The organism is Micromonospora sp. DT15, from assembly GCF_049841475.1.
GTDB lineage: Bacteria > Actinomycetota > Actinomycetes > Mycobacteriales > Micromonosporaceae > Micromonospora.
Genome location: NZ_JBNCKJ010000003.1, coordinates 186,572 through 211,621, shown reverse-complemented (window position 1 = coordinate 211,621; position 25,050 = coordinate 186,572). Strand labels below are relative to the sequence as shown.

Here is a 25,050-nt window from a genome sequence, read left to right as displayed (position 1 = left end):
TGCGTCGCGGTGGCGCCGTACGGGCTGGTCGGGTGCTCCTCTCGGTGGCCTGCTTCCGCTACCTCAGCCGGCACGGGGAGCTGCCGCGACGGCGCGTAGGTCCCCCGGTGTCGTTCGCGGCCAGCGGCCGAGCCCGGCTACCGGTGAGGAGCACCGATGACGCAGAGTGCACAGGACCGCCCGGAGATCGTCGTCGGGCTCGTGGCAACCCCGCCGGATCATCCGGCCCGGGTGGCCGCACGGCTCACCACCGAACTGACCAGCGGGCTCGCCGAGCGGGTCAACGCGGACGTGCGGTGGACCGTCCGGGAAGGCTGGGGAGCGGTAGCGCCGCGCCGCGACGGCGGCGTTGAGGCACTACTTGATGATCTTGCCCAGCGGCGCGCCGACGACCAGTGGGACGTCGCAATCTGCCTGACCGACCTGCCGCTGCATGCTGAGCGGGTGCCGCTGGTCGTGCAGACCTCCGCTCGGCGTCGAGTCGCTGTGGTGTCCCTGCCCGCCCTGGGACTGCACCAGCTGCGAGCGGCCCGCGCAGCCGTTCCGGATCTGGTGAGCCGGCTGCTGACCGACGCCTCCGACCAGCGGGTGCCGCCGGCCGTCTGGGCACCGGCCAAGATGGCAAGCCGGGTTCCCGCCATCCACCGGGTGGTCGGCGAGACCGACAGCGGTGAGCGGCGCTACGTCGCCTCGCGGTTCATCGGCGGACTACGGCTGTTGATCGGCATGGTTCGCGCCAACCGTCCGGGGCGCGCCCTGCTGGGCCTGTCGAAGCTGCTGGTCGGCGCGTTCGGCACGGCCGCGTTCGCGCTCACCACGGACACCATCTGGCAGATGGGCGACGCGCTCGGCGGACTCCGGCTTGCCGTGATCATGCTGCTCGGGCTGACAGCGTTGGTGGCCTGGCTGATCGTCGCGCACGACCTGTGGGAGAAGCCAAGCCGCGAGACGCCGAGCGAGCTGGCACGGCTGTTCAACCTGGGTACGATTCTCACCCTCACTCTGGCAACGGTGCTGTCCTACGTGGTGTTGTTCGTGGGAACGGTGCTCGTCGGGGCGCTGCTGGTCGACACAACCGTGTTGGAACAGACCTTGCAGCGGCCAGTCCACTTCACCGACTATCTGACGCTCGCCTGGATCACCAGCTCGCTGGCCACCGTCGGCGGCGCGATTGGCTCTGGGCTGGAGAACGAGGAGACGGTTCGAGCCGCGGCATACGGCTATCACCCTCAGCCCGATGGCTGGCGGGATGAGAAGAGCGGGCGGGTCTGATCGTTCATGGCTGGTACTGACTGCGGGTGCGGGGCAGCCACTGGGGATGGCGGTCGCGAAGGTAGCGAAGCATTCCCTCGCGCAGGTCGCAGCGCAGGTCCCAGGCGCTGGCGCCGTCGGCGGCCGAAGCCTGCACCTGGATGACCACCGTCTGCGGGGTGGAGTCGACCATCTGGAGCACCCACTGGTCGCGATCCCACAGCGCTGAGGACTCGACCAGCCGGCGTGCTTCCCGGCGCAGGTCGTCCAGGTCGGCGGTGCACGACGACAGGCAAGGAGACGACGTGAACACCGAAAAGGCAATCCTCGCCGGAGGCTGCTTCTGGGGCATGGAGGAGTTGTTCCGCCGCCAGACCGGCGTCGTGTCCACGCGCGTCGGCTACAGCGGCGGCGACGTCCCGAACGCCACCTACCGCAACCACGGCACCCACGCGGAGTCCATCGAGGTCGTCTACGACACCGACAAGACCGACTTCCGCGCGCTGCTCGAGTTCTTCTTCCAGATCCACGATCCGTCGACGAAGAACCGCCAGGGTAACGACATCGGCGTCAGCTACCGCTCGGCGATCTTCTACACCAGCGACGGGCAGAAGCGTGTCGCCGAGGACACGATCGCCGACGTCGACGCCTCGGGCCTGTGGCCCGGCAAGGTCGTCACCGAGGTCACCGCGGCAGGCGACTTCTGGGAGGCCGAGCCTGAGCACCAGAACTACCTGCAGACCTACCCGAACGGGTACACCTGCCACTTCCCCCGTCCCGGGTGGAAGCTTCCGAAGCGGGCGTCGGCCTGACACCTCGGCGCGCGGACCCCCGGTCCGCGCGCCGTATGGGACCGGATGGTCCCGGCAACCTCGCACCAACGATGATTTGGTGCTGGTCGCACCGCTCGCCTAGCGAACAGAACACGTCCACCTGTTGGACTCCGAAGTCCAACTTGACCTAGATCAGCGCTGGATACACTTGACAGATGAGCGACGAGCAGGTGACTGCGCCGACGAACAGGCGGCGGATCAGTCAGCGGGGCATCGCGACGCGAGAGCGGATCCTCGATGCAGCGAACCGGCTGACGCTCGTGCGCGGAGTGAACGCGACGACCCTCGACGACATCCGCGAGGCAAGCCAGACGAGCAAGTCCCAGCTCTACCACCACTTCGCCGACAAGCAGGAACTGGTGCGCGCCCTGGTCACCTACCGGGGCGCGCTTGTGCTTCAGCGGGAAACCGCCGGGCTGCAACGACTGAGGTCGTTCTCAGGGCTGATCCGGTGGCGTAACGCGCTGGTCCAGGCCAACTCGCTGAACAACGGCAGATACGGGTGCGGTCTCGGGTCAATGGCTCTCGAACTGTCTGATCAGGATGAGCAGGCTCGATCGTCAGTGTCGGAGACATTCGCGGCATGGGAAAAGCTGATCAGTGATGGTCTGCACCGAATGCGCGACAGCGGCCTGCTGCGCCACGATGCCGACCCGGAAAAGTTGGCCACGGGTTTGATGGCCGCTCTACAGGGCGGCTACCTGTTGGCGAACGCCGCGCACGACGTCGCACCCATGGAAGTCGCAGTGGACATGGCGCTGGAACACATCAGATCGTTCCTCGTGCAGCCGTCCCGACAGTGAGCGCGTTCTGTTGACCCGACGGCACGCCGGTCGGCCGTGATGCCACGCACCGGAGGAGGCGGCGCGTGATTCCGCCGCCCCCTCCGGGCAGGCTCACTTCCCGTACAGCTCGAATTCGTAGAGCGAGAACCCGTACGAGGTGGCGCGCTTGACCCCGTACACCCGCACGTAGCGGGCGGTGACCGGGGCGAAGGTGGCGTTGTCGACGCCGCCGTTGCCGGTGGTGGTGGCGAACACCGGCGACCAGGAGCTGCCGTCGGCGGAGACCTCGATCCGGTACGAGGTGCCGTGCGCGGCCTCCCACCGCAGCACGGCCCGGCTGACGGTGCGGGCCGCGCCGAGGTCGACCCGGAGCCACTGGTTGTCGTTGTAGCTGCTCGCCCACCGGCTGCCGAGGCTGCCGTCGACCGCCTTGTCCGGCGTGTGGCCGGTCAGGAACTGGGTGCTCGACGCGGTGGCCGGACGGCCCTGCGCCAGGTTGGTGACATCGTCGCCCCGGCGCGCCGGGAACGAGACGACCTGCTGGTAGGTGGGGCGGTTCTGCCAGGCGATCACCGGGTGGGTGATGCCGCCGAGCCCGGAGTGGGCGATCGCGTCGGCACACCACTGGTCGCCGGCCCCGCAGGACTTGTCCCCTGGGTAGACGGTGGTGGCCGGCACCGCGGCGGCCTGACCGAGCGCGTCGAGCAGGGCCTGCCGGCATGCGCCGAGGTTGCCGTTGCCGCAGTACGCGCGGCCCAGCCCACCGGCCACCGGGTCGCCGAGCACGGTACGCAGGTCCTTGTCGACGTAGCCCCACCAGCCGTACTGGAATGACGAGCCCTTGTGCGCCTGGCCCTGCAACGCCCAGTTCACGGCGCCGTCGCGCCCGCCGTTCTGGCCGCCCGACGGCGCCTCGTTCACCTCGATGGCGTCGACCAGCGAGGCGTAGAGGTCCGGTCCGAGGCCGGGGCGGAACTGCGCCGAGGCCAGTAGCGGCCACCAGGCGTCGAAGATCCGGATGGCGTCGGCGTGCTGGTAGACCTTGGAGCCGGGGGACGTCTCCACCCGGCGGACCCCGGCCTGCTGCCAGGCGCGCAGCTTGCCCACCGCGTCGGCCAGCGCCGGATCGGTGACCGGCGTGCTGTCCAACACCCGCAGCAGATCACCGAGGACCTGTTGGCCGCGCAGGTCGGTCACCGCCGCATCCGCCATGATCTTCACGACGTCGGCGCGACCGAGCTTGCGCTGCGCGATCGCCGCGCGCACCGGGCCGTCGAGCAGCTGAGCCCGGTGTACGGAGCCGAAGCTGAAGTTGCCGTCCGCCGCCCCGAAGTCCCGCGCCTGCTTGTTGTTCCAGCTGACGTAGTAGTCCTGGTTGACCGACTGCGGATGCGCCGACGCCGGGATGTAGGTGGCGTCGTTGGTGTCCGGGTTCCAGCCGGCCCACTCGTACGCAGGCTCGGCCTTCGTGGGCAGGTTCGGGTCGGCGGTGGCCGGACGGACCGGGTTCGCGCCGGAGTTGAGGTACGCCGCCTCGGTCGAGTTGACGTAGAACCAGTTGAACGCGTACCCCACGTCGGCTGCGGACGTCTGGAAGGCCGCCGCGCTGCCCATCGCCGACGGGTCGTTGAAGGCCTGGAAGCCGATCGCCGAGTCGGCCTCGTGCCGGTAGGTCGAGCGCAGTTTGGTGAACGCCGTCGGCTGCCCGTTCACCAGGCCCCGATAGGAGACCAGCCCGTACTTGGTGCGCAACGCGCGCAGCGTGTACGAGCCGGCCGGGGTGGAGTCGGCCAGCGTCGGGGTCCAGGAGTTGCGCTGCTCCAGCGCCTCCATGGCGAGGCACTGCCCGTGGTAGAGGTAGCGGTTGGTGCGCAGCGTCGGGGCACTGCCGTCGGTGGTGCACAGCGGCACCGCGTACGTGTCGGTGAGGTCCTGGGACGCGGAGGTGGCACTCCACGCGTAGTCCTGGCCCCGGCCGAGCAGCACGTAGAGGTTCAGCCCGGCGAACGCCGCGCCACGCGCGCTGATGCCCGGACCCTGCAACTCCTGGAGCATGAGCAGTTGCGGGGCGAAGTAGCCGGTCTGCGGCCCGAACACGGCAACGGGATTGCCCGTGGTGGTGTGCCGTCCGGAGACCACCACCGCGTTGGACATGCCGTGCGCGCGCAGGTTGGACAGGCCGCCGAGCAGCTCCTTCGTGGCGGTGCTGGCACCGGTGCGGGCGGCTGCCCCGCCGGTGGCGTCGTACGCGAGGGGTTCGGCGACCACCGATCCGGCGTCGGGGAGCGCCGCGCTCGTCGCGCCCGGTGGCGTCGCCCCGTACGGGAAGCTCTGTCCGTCGTGCAGGGTGAGCACGGTCTCCGGGTCGTTCTGCGAGCGGAACGCCGCCCACACCCGGTCGCCCTCGGTGGCGCCGTACTTGGCGCGGGCGGCCACCCGGACCAGGGCGGACTGGATCTCGCTGCCCCCGCCCCCGCCGAAGAGCCCGCCGATGACACCGGCGGTGGCGATCAGGTCGGTCATCGTGAAGTGCTTGGGCTTGCCCGCGCCAGCGAGCACGTACTCGCCCGGGTAGTTGTCGTCGGCGATCGACTTGTCGATGTAGGCGTTGATGCCGGCGATGTAGTCGACCACGTCGGTGTAGAGCTGCTGACCCCGGGCGCCCTTGGTGCGCAGCGCGTCCACCTGGGCCTGGAGGTCCGCCTCCGTGTAGGGCGAGTTGGCCCAGACGCTCTGCTCCAGCTCCCGGTTGCCCGGCGCGCCGCCGGCGAACGAGGTGACGTTTCCACGGCCGACGTGCCGCAGCAGATCCATCACCCAGAGCCGGTCCTGGGCTCCGGCGTAGCCGGCGCCGAACATGGTGCCGGCGCGGGTGGTGCCGGTGACGTGCGGGACGCCGGTGGCCTTGTCCCGCACGATGGTGACGTCCGATCGCGGCGAGACGGTGCTCTCGACCTGTGCGGCCGGAACACCGAACGAGGCGTCGTTGTAGAAGTGGGCGATCTGCTCGTCGGTCAGCCCGGCGTAGTTGTAGACCAGGTTCGCGTACTCGTCGAGCTGGTCGCTGGAGTGCGCCGGGCGGGTGCCGAGCGCCTGGTGGGCCAGGATGGCGACCAGCGTGGCGTTGCCGTTCTGCCCGGGGGGCAGGATGTCGGCGCACTGGCCGAGGCAGTAGTCGTTGGCGGCGAACGTCGTGGCGGCCAGCGCCGGTGACGGCGGGGTCACCGTCAGGACGCTCGCGGTCAGGACGGCGGCGGTGAACGCCGCGAGCCGGTTACGGAGAGCGGGACGGGGCATGGCGATCCTCCGGGGACGCGGAGTCGGGCCGTACGGTCTCGCCCGGCTACCGGTGCCGACGTCTCGCCCTCCGCGCCCGGGCGTTCCACCCGGAGGTGAGAATCATTCGTGTCGATCTCCGAGCAATGATCGGCGCAGAACCGCCGTCCGGGATACCCGTCGTTCACCACGCGCCAATGCCGACGTTTCGCCGATTTCCCCTCACCGGCTTCCCGGATCACGGCTTTGGTAGTGGCCGGCGACTCCCCCGCCACCGCACCGAAATGAATGGCCTCGCCGACCCGTTCCGACCTACCGTGCAACGAGGTATCCATCTCCGACGCATTCACGAGAGGACCCCAACCCGCGTGACACCGCCTGCTCTCCAGACCTGACACGTTCCCCGCGCCTGGGTTGCCGACGTCACCGTCGGTTCGTTCCCATGCCTTCCGTCAGGTCTTTGGAGAGATCATGTCTACGCGTCCTCATACCGCGCTGCCCTGGCCCGCCGGGCGCACCGGGCTTCCCCTGCTCGCACTCGGCTGCGCCCACTGCGATTCCGACATCGGCGACCGGCCGTTCCGCATCACGGCCGACGGCGAACACGTCCACAACAAACCCCTGGTCGCCTACGCGCCAGCTTCCCTGGCCAGCAGGCGCACCCGATCCTCGTGACGGGCCACTCCGGCGGGTCCTCGGGTCGTCGGCCGCCGCTGGGGCGAGAGCATCGCTGGCCCCGCCCGTGGCTGCAACAAGCCGCGGTCCGCGCGCGGTCGTTCCTGACACGCGAACGAACGTCAGGACCGGCTCGATACCGACGGAGGAGGTGACCACACGGGTGCGCACCCTCGGCCCGCGCTCGGAGCGACCGCCACCGTGATGGTGCCGCCTGAGGTCCCGATCACGTCCGCGCGGCCTCATCGCTGGGCGTCGTAGGCGCGCCGTGCTCGTTCCACCTTTCCGAGGCTGGCGTCGGCCCAGGTTGCCAGGTGCGCGAAGAGCGGACCCAGGCTGGCGCCCAACTCGGTGATCTCGTACTCGACTCTGGGAGGCACCTCGGCGTGGTAGGTGCGTGACACGAGCCCGTCACGTTCGAGTTGGCGAAGCCGCTGCGTGAGCACTTTCGGCGTGATGCTCGTCAGTCGGCGTTCCAACTCGACAAAGCGCTGCCGACCGTACTCGTTGAGTGCCCACAGGATGGGTGTGGTCCACCGGCTGAACACGATGTCGACGACCGGCGCGACAGGGCAGGCCAACTCGGGATCTGTCGACTGCTTCATGTGCCCCCCGTCACAAACCCATTACTATCCTCTAGGTACCTACTATATCGACGCTACTAGCGTCTTCTTCGGCCGTGCGAACGACACGGTCGGACTGGAGACCCAGACATGTTTGTCGTGGTAGGAGCAACCGGAAACGTCGGCCGTACCCTCGCGTCGACCCTCGCGACCTCGGGTGCCGCGGTGACGGCGGTGTCCCGGGGGCGAGGTCCGGGCGCCGCACCAGAGGGCATCCGCCACCATCGCGCGGACCTTGAGCAGCCGGAGAGCCTGCGCCCGGTACTCGCCGGCGCCGAGGCGCTGTACCTGCTCGTGGAGGGCGCCGGAGCCCACCTCGACATGCGCGAAATTCTGCGGGTCGCCGCAGCCGGCGGCGTGAAGCGCGTTGTGCTCCAGTCCTCGCAGGCGGTCGCCACCCGACCGGACTCGCCGTCACACGCGCCGCTGCGCGCCATCGAGGATCTCGTGCGTCGATCCGAATTCGGCTGGACGATCCTTCGCCCCGGCGGCTTCGCCTCCAACTCCTTTGCCTGGACCGAATCGGTCCGGGGCAAGCGGACCGTGGCCGCACCGTTCGGCGACGTCGGTCTGCCCGTGGTCGACCCGACCGACATCGCCGAAGTGGCGGCCGCCGTGCTCCTCCACCGCTCGCACGATGGCCGTACCTACGAACTGACCGGCCCGGCCCTGCGCACGCCACGCGAACGGGTCGCCGACCTCGCCGCCGCGCTCGGCGAGCCGATCGACTTCGTGGACCAGACGCCCGACGAAGCCCGCGAGCAGTTGCTGCGGTTCATGCCGCCGCCGGTGGTCGAGGGGACGCTGGCGATCCTCGGTGCGCCGACCGAAGCCGAACAACGGATCAGCCCGGACGTTTCCGAGGTCCTGGGCAGATCACCACGCCCCTTCGCCGCCTGGGCCACGCGTAACATCGACGCCTTCCGTTGACGGTCGCGCGGAGCCGAATCCGGTGTGGCCAACGATCTGATGGGGCGGAGTCGGCCGGGGCCGCCAGCGGCGGCCCCGGCCCCAGGATCAGCTCCCGCAGATGCCGTACGCGTTGAGGCTCCACGAGCCGGCGAAGCCGTCGGCGTCCTCGTCCGCTCGCAACCGCACCGTGTTACCCCCGGTGATGTTGACCGCTGTCAGCAGCACCTGACCATTGCCTGCGTTGATATCCGCGCCCGCGCTGTAGAGGCCCTTGCCGGCCGGACACGCCTTGACGCGGTTGGAGGACGAGTCGCTCGCGCTCGTCCCCGTCGACGAGATCCGCTCCAACCCGGCGGGCGCGGTGGCGCAGACCGCGATCGAGGTGGCGCTCCAGCCGGACGGCGAGGTGCCCTGCACCGGGACCGCCCGGACGGTCACCGACGTCAGGTCGAACGACGGCACCACCTGGTCGAGCACGACGTCGCCCAGGCCGCTGTTGATCCGCCCACCCATGCCGATGACCTTCTTCGTCCCGCAGCTCGCCGTGACGAACTCCGTTCCGATCGCCCCGGTCGTGGCCACCACCTGGTACCCGGCCGGCGTGGTGGCGCACTGGGCGAGGGCCTGCAGTCCCCAGTCGCCGGTGACGTTGACCGGGCCCACCTCCCGCATCGTCACGAAGAAGCCGGTGCCGTTCGCCAGCGGCTCCAACCGGTCCAGCCCGACCCGTCCGGCGGCCGACGAACCGGCGAGGAGGAAGCCGCCGCCCCCGGTGACCACCTTGCCGGTCGGGCAGGACGCGAACGCCGACTTGTCCAGGCTGCTCTCCGCAGCCGACTGGGTGACCGTCTCCAACCCTGCCGGTTCCGCCGAGGCCGGTGCCGCCCAACCCATGCCGGCCACAACGGCCGCCGTCGACATGACGGCCGTCAGCACGCCCCGCCCCTTGGTTACTCGCATGTCGCTCTCCCTGTCCGCCTCGGCCGACATCACGCCGGCCCGCCTCCCGCCCGGACCAACAGATCCGGCGACTGAGGAGAGTCTGGGCGGGGCCGCTTGTCGTCCGCTATCCGACCGCTTGGCGCCGGCCGTGCAGGGTCGTGTCGTCCATAGACTGTGGACGTCCGAACACGACTGAACAGGAAAGCCATGCGGTGGTCCCTCCTCGGCCCCGTCCAGGTGACCGCCGGAGGGCGGGTCCTTCCCATCGACCGCCCCCAGCAACGCGCGGTGCTCGCGCTGCTGCTCCTCAACGCCGACCGGCTGGTGCCCCTCGGGCAGATCGTGTCGGCGCTCTGGGCCGAAGAACCACCCGCCAGCGCCCGGACCCAGGTTCAGGTCTGCGTCTCCCGAATCCGGTCGGCCCTGCGCGAGGTAGGAGCGGCCGACCTGCTGACGACCCAGGGCAGCGGCTACCGGCTCACCGTACCCATGGCCGAGCTGGACCTCGCCGAGTTCACCCTGGCGGTCGAGCGGGCCCGCGCCGAGGAGACAGCCGGCCGGCGGGCAGAGGCGGCGCGACTGCTGCGCGACGGCCTGGCGTTGTGGCGGGGGCCGGCGCTGGCCGGAGCGACCGGAGCCTTCGTCGACGCTGCCGCCACCGGCCTCGACGAGCAACGCCTGCTCGCATACGAGCGGCTCGCCGCCGTGGAACTCGGCCTCGGCCGGTTCGCCGCCACCGCGCGTGCCCTACGCCCTCTGGTCGTCGAACATCCGCTGCGGGAGTCGCTGGTGGCTGGGTATCTGCTCGCCCTGGCCGGCTGCGGCCAGCGGGCCGCCGCGCTGCGGCTCTACACCGAGACCCGCAGCCACCTCGTCGACGAGTTGGGCGTGGAGCCCGGCCCCGAGTTGAGCGAGGCCCACCTGCGGGTGCTGCGGGGGCCGCCGCCGGCCGAGCCCACACCTGCGGAGCCCCGCGGACCGTCTCCGGCGCAGCTTCCCGGCGCCCCCGCCTGGTTCACCGGCCGTGCGACGGCGCTGCGGCAACTGGACGCGCTGCTGCCCGCCGAACTGGCGGGAGCCGCCCGGAACGGCGGCGACGGCGATCCGGGCCGGGCGGTGGTCATCTCCGCCATCGCCGGCACCGCCGGGGTCGGCAAGACCACCCTCGCGGTGCACTGGGCCTACCGGGTCGCGCACCGGTACCCGGATGGGCAGCTCTACGTCAACCTGCGCGGGTTCGACCTCGACGGCCGGGCCGTATCGCCGGGCGAGGCGCTGCGCGGCTTCCTGGAGGCGCTGCACGTGCCGCCACAGCGGATGCCCACCGACCTGCCCCGGCAGGCCGCCCTGTTCCGGACCCTGCTCGCCGACCGCCGGATTCTGGTGCTGCTCGACAACGCCCGCGACGAAGAGCAGGTGCGGCCCCTGCTGCCAGGATCCCCGGGAAGCCTGGTCGTGGTGACCAGCCGCAATCGGCTCACCGGCCTGGTGGTGAACGCCGGGGCCCACCCGGTGACGCTGGACGTGCTTCGGCCGGCCGAGGCCCGGGAGCTGCTGGCCGGTCGGCTCGGCCGCGGGCGTGTCGGGCGCGAGGCGGCGGCGCTGGACGAGATCGTGCGCCGCTGCGCCGGCCTGCCGTTGGCCCTGGCCGTCGTCGCGGCCCGCGCCGTCGGGCAGCCCGACGTACCGCTGGGGGCGTTCGCAACCGAACTGCGGGACACCGACCCGGTTCGCCTCACCGCACTGGCCACCGGCGACCCCACGACCGACGTACGGGCGGTGTTCTCCTGGTCGTACCGGGCGTTGGACGCTGACCCGGCCCGGTTGTTCCGGCTGCTCGGGCTGCATCCCGGCCCCGACGCCGGACGGGCGGCGGTGGCCAGCCTCGCTGGCCTGCCGCCGGCTCGGGTCGAACCGCTGCTGGCCGACCTCACCAGGGCGAACCTGCTCACCGAGCGCACCCCCGGCCGGTACGCGATGCACGACCTGCTTCGCGCGTACGCCTCCGAACTCTGTCACGGCACCGACCCCGAGGCCGAGCGGAATGCCGCCCGACGCCGCCTGTTCGACCACTACCTGCACGCCTCGCGCGCGGCGGACCACCTGCTCGACCCGTACCGGTTGGCGCGGCCGCCGGCGCTGCCTCCACCCGAGCCGGGTGTGACGGTGGGCGACCGCCCGGAGCACGCGTGGGCGACCGCGTGGTTCGCCGCCGAGCACCACGTCCTGCTGGCGTGTGTGGAGCAGGCAGCGGGCGCCGGCCTGGACCGGCACGCCTGGACGCTGGCGGCGGCCCTGACCACGTACCTCGATCGCAGCGGGCACTGGCCCGAGCTGGCCACCGCGCAACGGACCGCCCTGGCGGCGGCGCTGCGCCGGGGTGACCTGGCCGGTCAGGCCCTGGCGCACCGGGGTCTCGCCATCGCCTGCACCTGGTCGGGCGATCACGACGCGGCGCACCGGCACTACCGGCGCGACCTGGAGCTGTACCGCGAGTTGGGCGACGACACCGGACGGGCGCACACGCACCTCGGGGTGAGCTGGGTGCTCGCACGGCAGGGCCGGCTGCAGGTGGCTCTCGACGAGACCCGGCTGGCCCTCGATCTGTACCGGGCCGCCGACTACCGGGTCGGGCAGGCCAAGGCGCTCAACAATCTGGGCTGGATGCACGCCAGGCTCGGCGAGCCAGGGCCCGCGCTGCACTGCTGCCAGGCGGCCCTGCGGCTGCACGAGGAGACCGGCGACCGGCACGGCGCGGCGCTGACCTGGGACAGCCTCGGCTTCGTCCACCACGGCCTCGGCGACCACGATCGGGCTGCGGACTGCTACCGGCGGGCCCTGGAGTTGCACCGGGAGCTCGGCGACCGCTACGACGAGGCGGAGGTGTTGGACAACCTGGGCGACAGCCTGCGGGCCGCGGGTGACCTCGACGCCGCGCGTCGGGCGTGGCGGGAGGCGCTGACGATCTTCGACGAGCTGCGCCATCCGGACGCCGACCGCCCCAGGGTCAAGCTGGCCGCCCCAGCCGTCCCTGCGGTGTCAGCGGGCGGCGGGGAACCGTAGGTGACGTGGTAGGCGCCACGCCGTCTCAGGCTGACCGCCGCGCGGTGTCGCCGTCGCGGAGACGGTCCAACTCGGCGAGGTACATCGCCTGCATGCGGTCGTAGTGCCGGACCAGCAGCGCGACCTCCTCGACGCTGTAGCCCTCGACGAGTCGCTCCGCCCGCTCGGCGAACCGCTCGTACGGCCGCTCCAACTCGGCGGCCCGCTCCGGCCGCAGGGTGACGATCAACCGCCGCCGGTCCGCGGGATCGCGCTCGGCGGTCACGTAGCCCGCCTGCTGGAGCCGGCGCAGCATGCTGGTCACCGCCCCGGTGGTGAGGTTGGTCCGCTCGGCGACCTGCCCCGCGGTGGCGGATCCCACGTCCGCCAGGTAGTCCAGGCACTCCAGGTCGCTCACGGTGAGGCCCAGCCGCTCCGCGACGGCGTATCGGAACACCATGGACAGCCGCGACATCTCCCGCCCGGCGCGCATCAGGTCGGTGATCGCGGACGCACGGGCCGGCTCGTGGGACATGCTGGCAATCATCCCTCCGGTACGGTGACGCGGTGCAGCCGAGGTAGCACGCGGGTCAGCACCCAGTGGGGTGCCGCCGCTCCCCCGGTGAGGCGGCGCATCAGCCTGGTCGCGGTGTCGACGGCCCGGAAGGCGTACCGCACCATCTCGTCCTGGTAGCTGGCGATCGCCTCCTCCACCGGCACGCCGGCGGCCCGCGCCTCGACCAGCTTGTGGCCGAGCAGGGCGGCGTCACGCAGCGCTGTGTTGCCGCCGTGCGCGCCGAACGGCGGCATGACGTGCACGGCGTCGCCCATCATCGTTGCCCGGGGCACCGCCCACCGACGCGGGCGCTGGCCGGCGGCGAAGAGGTTGAGCACCGTGGCGTCCAGTTCGGCCGTACCGACCAGCCGCCGGATGACCGGGTGGAAGTCAATGCTCATCCCGGAGGCCAGTCTCCACAGCGTCAGCAGGTCGCCCCGGATGCCCATGGGCACCTCCTCCTGCCGGAGCAACAGTCCCCACATGACGTAGTCGCCGCCGGTGGGCGCATAGCTGCCCGGGGCCAGGCGCGCGAACGCCTCCGACGGGCTCTCGCCGAACCGCATGGAGGTGAAGAAGAAGGCGCGGCCCGGCCGGTCGGCGATGGCCAGGACCCCGCTGCTGTGCAGCGCTTCCGGGATGATGCTCTCACCGTTGCGCCAGAGGGGCGACCGGCCGTAGATGCCCGCCATCGGGCTGTTCGCCGGGTTCGCGTCCGGCATGATCTGCGCGCGCAGCGCCGAGCCGACACCGTCCGCACCCACGACGACGCTTGCCGCCGCGGCGCCGCCGTCGGAGAACAGCAGCCGCGGCCGTGCCGGGTCGCCGCTGTCCACCGCGATGGCGTCCTTGCCGTAGTGAATGCGCCCGTTCAGCCCGGACTGCAGGATCGACCGCAGGGTCAGCCGGTCGACCTGGCGGGTTGCGTGTGGCTCGTCCTTGAAGGCGATGGTGAATGCGTCCCGCAGCCGGCTGTCGGTGAAGCGTAGGTGCCCGCCGGGCTCGTCGCCGGTGGTCAGCGCCAGGTTGTACAGCGAGCGCGGCAGGCTCTCGCGCAGCGCTTCCAGGCCGTACCGGTCGAGGATGATCCGATAGCCCTGCCGCCGGACGAAGGGGCCCGGGTCCCGTTCGTAGACGTGCACGTCGATGCCGGCGCGCATCAGGTACTGGGCGAGACAGAGGCCGGAGAGGCCGGCGCCGGCGATCGCCACCGAGAAGTCCGTCGATATGGTCACGGGGTTATCTTAATGACTAAGATGATTTGGGCAAGGCCGCCGGCCGAGCCGAGGCAGACTCGCTGAAGTGCCGGTACGAGTGAAAGGCATCGCTGAGTTTCGATGGATTTAGGCTCGCGCCTGGCGGGTTTCCGTGGGACTGCCCTAACCTCGATATATGGTCTCGCGTCGATCCGTTCTACGGGCGGTCCCGCTCGCGGCAGCTGCCCTCACCGCCGCCCCGGGTGATCTCCGTTGGCCCGGCCCGCCGTCCACCTCGGCGGATACGGACCGCATACCACCCGACCCGGGCACGATGCAGGCCACCGCCACCGCCGTTCGCGGCTTCACAGCCGACCTCTACCGCACAGTGGCGGCGACCCGGGCAGGCGGCAATGTGGTGTGCGCGCCGTACTCGGTCGGGCTCGCGCTCGCGATGACCAGGGCGGGCGCCCGCTCGACCACGGCGGACGAGATGGACACCGTGCTTCACGCGCCGCGTCCGCGCCCCTGCGCGCTCGACCGCGGACTCAACACCGTCGAGCAGGCGCTCGCCGGCCGTTACCAGGACGGTGACGGAGTCAAGCAGCCTCGGCTGACCACTGCCAACGCGCTGTGGACGCGGCTCGATCTGGTCCTGCGACCCAGGTTCCGGGACACCCTGGCCGGCTATTACGGTGCCACGCCACGACTTGTCGACTTCCGCGGCGCGCCGGAAGTGGCCCGACAGGAGATCAACACCTGGGTGTCCGATCGGACCAACGCGAAGATCCCAGAGCTGTTGCAGTCCGACGCCGTGAGCCCGGACACCAGCCTGATCCTGACAAACACGCTCTACCTCAAGGCGGCCTGGAAGTACCCGTTCGCTGCTGCGGCCACCGCGACGGGACCGTTCACCAGAGATGACGGGACCGTCGTCGACGTGCCGATCATGCGCGGCCCGTTCGACCGGATGGGCTACCTCGAGGGAGACGGCTGGCGCGCGGTCGACGTGCCGTACGCGGGCGACGGGCTTGCCATGGCCATCGTCATGCCCACCCGGGACGATCTCGCCGCGGTCGAGGCGAGCCTCGATGCGACCTGGCTGGGCGCGTTGCTGACCGGGTTCCAGATCACCGACGTCGAACTGCGCCTGCCCCGGTGGACGTTCCGCCTGCCGGCCGAGCTGCGTGCCGCGCTGAGCAGCCTCGGCATGCCCACCGCGTTCACGTCACAGGCCGACTTCACCGGCATGAGCACCCAACCGGCCCTGTCCATCGACGACGTGGTGCACGAGACGTTCATCGCGGTGGACGAGAAGGGTACCGAGGCCGCAGCCGCGTCCGCCGTCATCGTCCGGCCGCCGTCGATCCCGCAAGGGCCGCAGTTCTTCGTCAACCGGCCATTCCTGTACGTCATTCACGACCGGCTCACCGGCGTACCGCTGTTCCTCGGCCGGGTCCACGACCCGCTGGCCGAGGGCCCAGCCTGACCGGACGGGACAGGCGACAGTCCTACCAGAGCCTCGGCAGAGCGCTACCTCGGCTATACAGTTCTGCCGTGTCTGTCCGTGAGCCGAAGCGCGGCACGGTAGTACGCGGAGTCATCTCAGAGCTCTCGACGTCGACGCCACTCGCGGGCAGGTGCAGCTGTCGCTGAAGGCGCTACAGAAGGATCCACTCGTCCAGTTCGCGGACCGGGTTGGTGAGATCGGTCAACGGCGCACCCGATAGCGCAGGTGAAGCACCCGGTTGCCCTGAATCACCACATCAGGATCCCCCAACAGGTGCTGCGCGTGGACCGACCCGAAGTAGCGCTTTCCGGACCCGAACACCACGGGTACGACGTCCATGCGCACCTCGTCGACCAGGCCCGCGGCAAGCACCTGGCCGCCGACGTCGCCAGCGGCGACCTCGACGACGCGGTCACCCGCGAGCTCCTGCGCCTTGGCCACGGCTGCCGTGACGCCGTCGACGAAGTGGAACGGCGCTTCGGGATCCCAGCCCTCGGGCTTCGGCCGGTGCGTCACGACGACCACATGGTCGATCCCGCTCGGCGGCTTCCCGTCCCAGCCGTCGGTCATGTCGAAGACGTGGCGGCCCGCGATCGTCACCCCGATCCGGTCCCAGTACGGCCGGACATAGTCGTAGGACGTCTGTGACACCTTCAACGCGCCGCTCTCGTCCAACGGGACGTCACCGCTGGTCAACCAGTCGAACAGCGGTCCGGGCTGGTCGTTCTCGTCCGCGATGAAGCCGTCCACCGACACCGAGCTGTACATGACCACGTCGCCCATCGGCGCGCTCCTCTGCTTGGGGATGCCCTCAGATTAGAGTTCCGTGGACTGTCGCTCTTGTAAGGAATCAATCGCTCGGCAGCGGCCAGCCGTCCAGCACGTGACCAGGATGTTCGCGCAGGAACCGCCGCCGGACCTCGACGTACCGGGTGGGCGTGAGCCCGGTGAAGGCCCGGAACTCGTGGCCGAAGTGGGCCTGGTCGAAGTAGCCGGCGCCACCGGCGAGGTCGGCCCAGTCGATCGGTTCGGCGGGGTTGATCGAGAGCACGGTGGCGGCGAAGCGGTAGGTGCGGGCAAACCGTTTCGGTGTGACGCCGACGAACTCCTTGAACCGCTGTGCGAGGTGAGTGCTGCTGACACCGGCGGAAACCCTCAGGTCGTCGATCGCCACCGCCCCACTGGTCGCGGCGATGATGCGGCTCGTATGACGGACCAGCCCCAGACCGGTAGCGTCGCCCAGCCGCCGCATCAGCTCGTCCTCAAGCAGCGTCAGCATCTGGTGGGGTCCCTCGGCCGAGACCAGCCGGTCTCGCAGCTCGGCGATGGCGGGCCGGCCCCACACCTGCTCCACCGTCGCCGGCCGGTCACACAGCTCCACCGCGGGCATCGGCAGGAACGGTGCCAGCCCCCACGGCTTGAAGTGCACGCCGACGGACCGGGTCCGGAGTGGGTAGCCGAACTCGAACGCGCGGGTGGGCGGGGTGACCACGCAGCCGTCGGCGTACTCGGCCGTCTGGACGTCGACGCCGGCGCGGATGCGGAACGGTGCCCCGAGGTTGACGACGAGGAAAGCCGCCGGACTTGCCGGCAGCGTCAGCCGGGCGTACGGCGGCGCACCCTCCAGGTAGTAGAGGTCGTCGATCAGCCCGTCCAGCGGCGGTCGCGGCACTCTGGACACGTACTCCACGCCCACAGTATCGCCGACGTGGCCGCGGCAGGACGGCAACCGCGCGGACGGTCAGCCGGGCCGAAGGGTGTGGCAAACCTACTGTCGACGCTGAGGTCACCACCAGTCGAAGTAACGGCCCGCGTGGAAGATTCCCACGCCGATGGCGGCGACGATGCCGACGACGAGCACGACCGGAGCGATCACCACGCTGCCGGCCGCGATGCCGATGGCACCCGCGGCGATGGCCAGACCCGCCCCGATGCCGACGCCACCGGCCACCACCCCCGGCGTGTCGCCGGCCTCGGCGGCCCGGTTCATGCTGACGTACGAGACGGCTGCCAGACCGATGCCACCGATCACCAGTCCGGCGGTCATCGCGCTGACGGTGGCGACAGTGGCACCGGGCACGGCGATGGCGTACAGCTCCAGGCCACCGCCGACCGCGCCGAGCGCGTCACCGACGCCCATCTCCCAGTCGCCGTGCTGGTAGTCGCCCCACAGGGCGAACGCCGACAGGCCGAAGCCGAGGACACTGAGCCCCTTGCCGAGCATGCCGGTCCGGCCCGGCAGCCCGCGCACGTGCTCCGGCGCCGTGGCACTGGCCGGGATATCCCGGCCGCGTCCCGGGTTGGTGGCAGTGCGGATCGCGTTTCCGGCGCTGGCCGGCGCGTCGGTCTCGGTGATGATGACGGCCTGAGATCGCTTGCCGGCCATGGTGCCGCTCGGGTTGGCTTGGATCGCGGCATCCGCGTCCCGGGTCGCCTCCCGGGCGATGTCACCGGCCTTGCGGTACCGGTCGGTTGACTTGATCTGCTTGACCGTGGTGCTGGTCTCCAGGTCGAAGTCCGCCGTGTTGTCGCGCCACGGCATGCCGTACAGCCATTCGAGGATGTTGCCGCGGAACGTCCCCCGGCCGCCCTTGAACTTGAAGTTCCAGATGAACTTCTCGGCGGCGGGCGCGGTGTGCGCGGCGGCCCCGCCGACGGCGCCGGGTGCGGCCGGAGCCTTGCCGCCGCCGGAGTCGGCCGGCGGCGCGGCCGGCGGCGGTTCGGGTGGCGGGGCCGGCGTGGGTGGCGGCGGCTCGGCCGGTGGCGGCTCCGGTGGTGGCGGAGGCGGCGCCGGCTTCGGCTTCGGTGGTGCCGGGGGCGGCAGTACGGCGTGCAGCACCCAGGTGCCGCCCGGGTGCTCGGACCAGTTGCCCCCCTCCAGGTTGAGGGTGACGTTGGCCTGGTAGTAGATGACCGAGTTCTTGTTGTTGATCCGTGGGTCGAGGGTCGCGCCGTGGCTGCTGAGGTAGCGGCGGAAGTCCTCCACTGTGGGGTTCTCGGACCCGGTGAAGTGGGACTCCGTTATGGAGATGTCGTGGGTTTCCGGCCCCTTGACCGTGGTGGGATTGAACCCGGCCGGGTCGACCATTCCCACCGGGTTGTTGCGGCAGTACCGGAACAGGTTGCCCCCGTCGACGAAGCCGCCCGGGTCGCTGCTCGCCCACCGTCCCAGCCACGGCACGTAGTACCGGGCCCCGGCGTAGCAGAAGCCGGTTTCGTCGTCCACCTCGTGCCCGCCGAAGCGGTACCGCTTCAGGCTGAGGTCGGCGCCCGGCCGGCCGTACCGGTAGGCGGTAGTGCCGTACGGGTGGTACTCCTCGTAGGAGATGAGCACTCCGGCCGCGTCGGTCTCCAGCACGGCCGAGCCGAGGTGGTTGGTGAGCTGGTAACGGATCAGCGGAACGCCGAGCGGGTTGGCCGGGTCGAAGCCGCCGACGTCGACCGTCTTGACCTCCACCTGGGCGACCGGGCCGGTGTCGTCGGCGATCGTGGTGGTCCACCGTTCGTGCTGCAGGGTGCCGGTGACCCGGTTGCGTCGGCGGAACACGGTGACCGCACCCAGGAAGATCCATTCGAGTTGGACGCTGCCCGGCCGATCCACGACCTTGCGCAGCCGCTGCCCGCTCGCGGCGTAGACGAACCGGGCCTCGCCACCGCCGCCGAGGTCGACCCGGCGGAGCTGGTCGTGGACGTTCCACTCCAGGGCCGGCAGGTGCGGCATGACGGTCAGGTTGCCGACGGCGTCGTGCGCGTACAGGGACGAGTAGGGGCCACCGTCGGCGTCGCCGGGGAGGCTCGTGGAGGCCAGCCGGTTCGTGGCGTCGGCCGGGTCGTCCTGGTACGCGTACCGGTGATGCCGGGTCCAGCCGGCACCTACACCGGCCTGCGTCCGGAACCGGTGCCGGAGCACTGTGAGGTTGCCCAGCGGGTCGTACTCGTACTCCTCGGTGTAGGCACGTACCGCGCCGGGATCGGTGAGGCTTCCGGCCGGTGGCACATCGGTGTGGTCGCGGATCGCGTCGTTGGGCGCCCCGGCCAACTCCCGCCCGCTCGCACGGACCAGCTGGTAGAGCGGGTCGTACGCGTAGTCGCTGGCGGCCGGCACCGCCGCATTGCCGAAGAAGGTGGGCGCGCCCGGCTCGGCCACCCGGGTCAGGTTGCCCACCGGGTCGTACGTGTAGTGCAGGTCGCGCACCCCGGCGGTGAGCAGACGTTCCAACCGGAACGTCATCGGGTCGTAGAAGTATTCGGTGACCAGCCCGTTGCCGTGCCGGGCGAACCGCCGCCGACCCAGCGCGTCGTAGTCCTGCTCGGACAGGAACTCCACCTCCGCGCCCTGGCCGCGCAGCCGCGCGGTGAGCCGGCCCAGCATGCCGCCCTCGAGGTAGGTCGGTCGTAGCTCGGTGGCGTCGGGCAGGGTGACCACTGTCGGGCGGTTCACCGCGTCGTACTCGGCGGAGGTGCCGAAGACCTCGCTCTCCAGCAGTGGCGCCGCGGCGGCCAGCAGCGCGGCGTGGTCGGGCGCGGCTGCCACCGGCGACCAGTCCGGGCCGTCGACGTGATCGGTGGCGAGTCTCCGTTCGGCGTGGCGCGGGTTGCCCTTGAAGTCCACCTCGGGCACCCGCACCTGGCCCGCCGGGTCGAACACCAGGTACGGCACGCCGTGCAGGCCCAGCGTCGCCGCGTCCGGATGCCGGTCGCCGAAGACCACGTACTGCACACAGCGCTCCGCGCCGGCGGACTCGCGGACGTACACGCCGACGGGCCGGTGCAGGGCGTCGTACGTCGTGCGGAAGGTCCGGCCGTGTTCGTCCCAGATCCGGCGCACCCCGCCGAGCACATCCTGGAACACCCACCGCTCGCCCTTCTCCGCGCTCCACGACCGCACTCCCGCGCCGTGCATGGCGGTGGCCGCGTTGGCGATGTGCCGGCCCAGCGCGTCGTACCCGTCCGAGGACCGGCCGGTGAGGTCTCCCCTGGTGCGTACGCCGAACCGCTGGCCGGCACCCCGGTCGGCCACCGTGTAGACGGCCCGACCGAGGCTGTCGAAGTGGATCACGGAGGGCGTGTCGGCGTGCTTGGCGGCGAGCCACGCGGCGCGGGTGGCCGGGTCGGCGGGTTCCGGATCGGACACGGCGGGGCTGCCCCGCTCGGCGTACCACTGGCTGTCGAGCACCGTGTCGTTGGCGTCGAACAACCGGTGCGACCAGGCCGTGGACTCGACCCGGCTGAGGGTGCCGTCCGGATACCGGGTCAGCACGGCCCGGCCCAGCGGGTCGTAGTAGCGAATCGCTGTGGCGCCGATCTCGCGCAGCGCCGCCGCGTCCTCGTACTCGTGGGTGGTGCTGAAGTAGGGCTGGTACCGCTTCACCGGGTTGCCCTTGTTGTTGACCACAGTGCGGCCGGTGCCGACCCAGCGCGGGTCGGCGTCCACCTCGATGGCCACCCCGTCCTCACCCACCTCCAGGGCCCTGCCCGGATGCACCCGCGACTTGGTGATCGCCACACCACCGGTGCCGGTGCTGTACTCGTAGCTCTCCAACCAGCGCGGGTTGGTCGGGCCGTGCCGTTCCCGGTGCCGGCCCCGGCTGTACGCGGGCTGGCCGTTGACCATCCAGTTGAACGGGTCGTAGGTGAACGTCAACGTGGGATCGTCGAGCGTGTCGCCGTCCCCGGCGCCGGGCCGGCCGAGCAGCGCCGAGGCCACCACCCGGCCCAACTCGTCGTAGCGCACCGCGCGCCGCTGCCCGTTCGGGTCGGTGACGAGGCTCGGACCGAGCACCCGGTAGTCGTTGACAGCTGTGGTGACCGACCAGGCCGCCTGGTCGATGGTCACCCGCTCGGTGAGCAGGTGGTAACCGTCGAAGGTGACCGCCGTCGCCATGCCCAGCGCGTCCCGGGCCCCGTTGGACAGGTAGAAGTGTGCGGCCGGATCGGCTGGATAGCGCAGCTCGCCGGACGGGATCCACCAGTCCGGGCCGCCGTCGAGGTGCACGTAGCCGGCGGCGGCCAGGTCCGCGTCGGTCACCGCCGTGCCGTAGCCGGCGGTCAGCGCGGCCGGGGTGAAGGCGAGTTGGTACGTCTGGTGCCCCAGCCCCAGGCTGTCCCACTGACCGGCCGGCAGCGGCGCCAGCGCGTTGTCCCGGAACCGCACCTGTGACCGGGACAGCAACCGCCGCTGCGCGCCGACCTCGTCGGCCACAACCTCGTACCCGATCGGGGTGGCCGCGGCGAACCCGACGAGCAGTTCGGCGCGGGTGAACAGCGGGCCGGCCGGGGCCAACCCGGTCAGTTCGTGCCCGACCGCCTCGTACGCGGCGCGGATCCGGTACGCCGGCACCGGCAGCGTCTCGTCGATGTCCGGGGTGTACCACTGCTCGCCGTACGTGACGTGACGGCGTCGCTGTTCGGCGGTCACCTCGGCGGGCAGCTCCGGGTCGGGCGTGGTGCGGCCGTAGACCACCGCCGCAGCCTGGACGACGGTGCCGTACGGGCCGAGGACCAGGTTGAGCCGGTGGCTGATCCGGGGCTCGTCCGGCTGCCGGTCATAGGAGAGGCTGACCGCCTCCCGCTCGACGGCGACGAACACCCGCGCGTCCAGCCGCTGCACCTGGTACGTCTGCTCGACCACCCCGTACGGGTGCTCCTGCGCGGCACTGCCGTCGTACGAGTACACCTCCTGCCGAAGCGGCAGGCCGCGCAACGCCCGCCGGCTCTCCCGCAGCTCCGCGGCGGAGACTCCGGCCGGCAACTCCTCGCTGGGCAGGTGCCGGCCGGCGTACCACTCGGCGGACAGGTCGACCGGGGCGCCGGTGTGGTACCAGGTCTTCGTGGTGACCGGTGGCTGGTACAGCTCGGGCGAGGTGTCCTGGTTCCCGTCGACCGCCTCGACGCCCAACACGTGGTCCACGAACGACTCGCCGTCGATCTGCTCGACCATGCCGAAGCCGGCGAACTCCCGCTCGACGCCGTCGTAGTGCCCGTGGTGGTAGCGGTAGCCGGTGACCAGCCGGGTCCCGGTGATCCGGTCCACCTGTTCGACCCGCTCGACGACCTGCACCGGGAACGGCAGCACGGTCACCCACGGCTGGCCGGCTCGCCGGTCGGCCAGCTGGAAGGCGGTGGAAGTGGCGTACCGGATGGTGGTCTCGCCGCCCAGGTTGTTCACCACCCGGGTGAGCAGGTGCGGCTTGCCGTCGGCGGCCAGATTCAGGTAGCGCACCGGGCCGGCGGCGTCGCCGGGCAGCGGCGACGACCACACCAGGCAGCCGGTGCCCGTGCCCAGCAGGTCGGTCACTGTCACAGTCGAATCGGGCGTGACATGCGGCAGGTCGGGCAGCTCGACGGGGGCCGACCAGCCGTTGCCGGACTGGTTGTACCAGAGCCGGATCTCGCGCCGGCCCAGGTAGCACAGGTCCATCACGCCGGTGCCGTCCACGTCGGTGAGGAGCACCCGGGCCGGATCGAACTCGTCCAGCCCGGTGAACCACGGCGCGTCGTCCATCTCGACAGCGGCGCCGAATCGTCCGTAGCCGACGTTGGGCCAGTAGCAGACGGAACCGTCGCGGACCCGGACCAGGTCGGTGAGCCCGTCGCCGGACATGTCGGCGAGGAAGATGCTCTGCCGGTCATCGGAGCGCAGCAGCCGCGGCCCACGGTCCTCGTCGGCGGGCCAGATCGCGGGTCGCGCCGGGCCGTATCCCGCCTCGGCCAGCGACTCGTGCCAGGCCAGCACTGTGTCACCGGCGATCAGCAGGTCGGCACGGCCGTCCCCGGTGAGGTCCAGCAGCAGCAGGTCGGGGCTGGCCCAGTCGACGGCGGGCAGCTCGCGGAACGGCTGGAAGCCGGACCAGCCGGCGTCGTCGGTACGGCGGACGAAACCCGCCGGTACGGTGCCGAGCTGGACCAGCTCGATCCGTCCGTCACCGTTCACGTCGACCAGTTGCTGGCGTCCGCCGGCCAGGTTGGTCAGCGACGGCACGGTGGGCAGCGCGGCGACCGGGCCGATCCGGCCGGCGCCGAGGTTCGGCCGGTAGTAGAGGGCACCGTCGTGCCCGGTCAGCACCCCGGCGAGTCCGTCCCCGTCCAGGTCCACCCACAGCTCGGTCCGTCCGTCCACGCCGGCCGGCAGGTTCTCCAGGCTGCCGCGCTCCAGTTCCCGGGTGGTCGTTGCGATGGTGGCCGGTGTGTATTCGAAGGTCACCGGGGGCAGTGCGGCGCTGGTGCGCCCGCCGCCGGCGGCCGGGGCGTAGCCGCGCTGGGTCACCTCGACCAGGGTGGACAGCACCGGCCCGGTGGCGTACTCCAGCTCCACCGCGCGGACCAGGCAGTCCGCGCCCACCTCTGGCTCGTCAGGGAAGTGGTGGAACATCAGGATCCGGCGGCACAGCCGGTAGGTGCGGACCTCGAACCCCGCGCGGTAGGTGGAGAACGGGTCCGGCCGGCAGGTCCAGTCCCCGGTGTCAGTAGGTAGCGGGGTGTCCGGGTGGTGCTCGCCGTAGTCGAGCACGACCTCGAACAGCCAGCCGGCGTCGGCGATCTGGGTCGGCGTCAGGTCCACCGGGCGCCGGCCGTCGGAGTCGAGCAGCGGCACCGTGTTGCCGTACCGCACCGACTTGAGGTAGCGGTTGACGTTTCGGTCGGCGCGGTGCCGCTCGTGCGGCCGGTCCAGGTCCAGGCCGGCGGTGTCCTCGGCCTTGTAGGTGTAGGTGACCGCGTTGCCCCGATCGTCGCGGGTCTCGCAGAGCAGCCAGGTGTGCACCCGCCCGCCCAGGCCGACGCGGGAGCCGCCGTCGCGGCCGTACACGGCCAGCAGGTTCGACCCGGACAGGGTGCGCCAGTGCACGTCGCCGTCGGAGTCCCGGGTCCACCGCTCGATGCGGGCGAACGCCCCCTCGGTCCGTGGCCGGAACCGCTGCACCGTGTGCCCGGCGACCGGTGTGCCGCCGGGCACCGGGACCAGGTCGTCCTCCCCGGACAGCAGGAAGGTGTCGGTGTCGTCGTAGCGGGGCAGGCCGCGGTCGGTGCGCCGGGTGATGGCCGGCACGGGCACCTGCCAGCCGATGCCGAACGGGCCGTTCCCGGTGCCCGAGTCGTAGCTGAGGGTCAGGTCGGGTTGGAACCCGGACCGGCCGCCGCTGACCGGGATGGGAACGGACATGCCGCCGGTCCCGGTGACCGGGTGGGCGGCGAACGTCTCGCCGATGGCCCGGATCGCGCCGCCGCCGGTGGGCAGGCTGATCGCCGGTCCGCCGAGTCCCGGCCCGGTCGCGCCCCGACCGGCCGGCGGCGACCCGGCGCCGGTCGCGTCGGTCGGCGGCCCGCCCGGTCCGAATGCCCCACCCGATCCGCCGGGAGCGCCGGCGCCGGTCGGGTCGGCGGAACCGCGCCACCGGGAGCCGGGCCCCGGCCCCCACGATCCGCCGCCGACCGGGTAGCTGGTCGTCACC

The 25,050-nt window shown here is 71.3% G+C and carries 16 protein-coding genes; 7 read left to right on the top strand and 9 right to left on the bottom strand.

The window, feature by feature from the left end; translation table 11 throughout:
* Window positions 1-156: 156 nt before the first annotated feature.
* A complete protein-coding gene (locus ACLQ3F_RS08505; RefSeq protein ID WP_425847605.1) occupies window positions 157-1,272 on the top strand; it encodes a hypothetical protein in 1,116 nt (371 codons plus the stop codon).
* Window positions 1,273-1,276: 4 nt separating this feature from the next.
* On the opposite strand, the gene ACLQ3F_RS08500 is transcribed toward ACLQ3F_RS08505, so the two are convergent.
* Complete coding sequence (locus ACLQ3F_RS08500; RefSeq protein WP_425847604.1) at window positions 1,277-1,564, bottom strand: hypothetical protein; 288 nt, start codon at window positions 1,562-1,564, stop codon at window positions 1,277-1,279.
* Here ACLQ3F_RS08500 and msrA point away from each other — a divergent pair.
* Window positions 1,557-2,063, top strand: coding sequence for a peptide-methionine (S)-S-oxide reductase MsrA (msrA, locus tag ACLQ3F_RS08495; protein WP_425847602.1), 507 nt, complete (start codon window positions 1,557-1,559; stop codon window positions 2,061-2,063). The genes ACLQ3F_RS08500 and msrA overlap by 8 nt on opposite strands.
* Before the next feature lie 176 nt (window positions 2,064-2,239).
* Window positions 2,240-2,887 carry a TetR/AcrR family transcriptional regulator gene (locus tag ACLQ3F_RS08490; RefSeq protein WP_425847600.1) on the top strand — a complete coding sequence of 216 codons (648 nt, stop codon included), beginning with the start codon at window positions 2,240-2,242 and terminating at the stop codon, window positions 2,885-2,887.
* Window positions 2,888-2,980: 93 nt separating this feature from the next.
* On the opposite strand, the gene ACLQ3F_RS08485 is transcribed toward ACLQ3F_RS08490, so the two are convergent.
* Window positions 2,981-6,166 carry a penicillin acylase family protein gene (locus tag ACLQ3F_RS08485; protein ID WP_425847599.1) on the bottom strand — a complete coding sequence of 1,062 codons (3,186 nt, stop codon included), beginning with the start codon at window positions 6,164-6,166 and terminating at the stop codon, window positions 2,981-2,983.
* Between the two features lie 450 nt (window positions 6,167-6,616).
* Between ACLQ3F_RS08485 and ACLQ3F_RS08480 the strand changes: the two genes are divergently transcribed.
* Entirely contained in the window at window positions 6,617-6,820 is a 204-nt protein-coding gene (locus tag ACLQ3F_RS08480) for a hypothetical protein (RefSeq protein WP_425847598.1), read from the top strand.
* Between the two features lie 242 nt (window positions 6,821-7,062).
* Here ACLQ3F_RS08480 and ACLQ3F_RS08475 read toward each other — a convergent pair whose 3' ends face one another.
* Window positions 7,063-7,425, bottom strand: a complete 363-nt coding sequence (locus ACLQ3F_RS08475) for a winged helix-turn-helix transcriptional regulator (protein ID WP_355577881.1) — start codon at window positions 7,423-7,425, stop codon at window positions 7,063-7,065.
* Window positions 7,426-7,533: 108 nt separating this feature from the next.
* Here ACLQ3F_RS08475 and ACLQ3F_RS08470 point away from each other — a divergent pair, with 108 nt between their 5' ends.
* Entirely contained in the window at window positions 7,534-8,373 is an 840-nt protein-coding gene (locus tag ACLQ3F_RS08470; RefSeq protein ID WP_425847596.1) for an NAD(P)H-binding protein, read from the top strand.
* An 87-nt stretch (window positions 8,374-8,460) separates the two neighbouring features.
* Here the strand turns inward: ACLQ3F_RS08470 and ACLQ3F_RS08465 are convergent, their stop codons facing one another.
* A complete protein-coding gene (locus ACLQ3F_RS08465; protein WP_425847595.1) occupies window positions 8,461-9,315 on the bottom strand; it encodes a hypothetical protein in 855 nt (284 codons plus the stop codon).
* 189 nt (window positions 9,316-9,504) lie between these two features.
* Between ACLQ3F_RS08465 and ACLQ3F_RS08460 the strand changes: the two genes are divergently transcribed.
* A complete protein-coding gene (locus tag ACLQ3F_RS08460; RefSeq protein ID WP_425847593.1) occupies window positions 9,505-12,360 on the top strand; it encodes a BTAD domain-containing putative transcriptional regulator in 2,856 nt (951 codons plus the stop codon).
* Window positions 12,361-12,385: 25 nt separating this feature from the next.
* On the opposite strand, the gene ACLQ3F_RS08455 is transcribed toward ACLQ3F_RS08460, so the two are convergent.
* The gene (locus ACLQ3F_RS08455) at window positions 12,386-12,874 is read right to left on the bottom strand and encodes a MarR family winged helix-turn-helix transcriptional regulator (protein WP_425847591.1); all 489 of its coding nucleotides are present in this window, start codon (window positions 12,872-12,874) and stop codon (window positions 12,386-12,388) included.
* A gap of 8 nt (window positions 12,875-12,882) precedes the next feature.
* A complete protein-coding gene (locus ACLQ3F_RS08450) occupies window positions 12,883-14,130 on the bottom strand; it encodes an FAD-dependent oxidoreductase (RefSeq protein ID WP_425847589.1) in 1,248 nt (415 codons plus the stop codon).
* Between the two features lie 157 nt (window positions 14,131-14,287).
* On the opposite strand from ACLQ3F_RS08450, the gene ACLQ3F_RS08445 reads away from it, so the two are divergent.
* Window positions 14,288-15,580, top strand: a complete 1,293-nt coding sequence (locus ACLQ3F_RS08445; protein ID WP_425847587.1) for a serpin family protein — start codon at window positions 14,288-14,290, stop codon at window positions 15,578-15,580.
* A 222-nt stretch (window positions 15,581-15,802) separates the two neighbouring features.
* Here the strand turns inward: ACLQ3F_RS08445 and ACLQ3F_RS08440 are convergent, their stop codons facing one another.
* The 3 genes from ACLQ3F_RS08440 to ACLQ3F_RS08430 form a co-directional block, all read right to left on the bottom strand.
* Window positions 15,803-16,384, bottom strand: coding sequence for a dihydrofolate reductase family protein (locus ACLQ3F_RS08440; protein WP_425847585.1), 582 nt, complete (start codon window positions 16,382-16,384; stop codon window positions 15,803-15,805).
* Window positions 16,385-16,451: 67 nt separating this feature from the next.
* Window positions 16,452-17,291 carry a helix-turn-helix domain-containing protein gene (locus tag ACLQ3F_RS08435; protein ID WP_425847584.1) on the bottom strand — a complete coding sequence of 280 codons (840 nt, stop codon included), beginning with the start codon at window positions 17,289-17,291 and terminating at the stop codon, window positions 16,452-16,454.
* A gap of 96 nt (window positions 17,292-17,387) precedes the next feature.
* A complete protein-coding gene (locus tag ACLQ3F_RS08430; protein WP_425847583.1) occupies window positions 17,388-25,049 on the bottom strand; it encodes a SpvB/TcaC N-terminal domain-containing protein in 7,662 nt (2,553 codons plus the stop codon).
* Between the last annotated feature and the right edge of the window lies 1 nt (window position 25,050).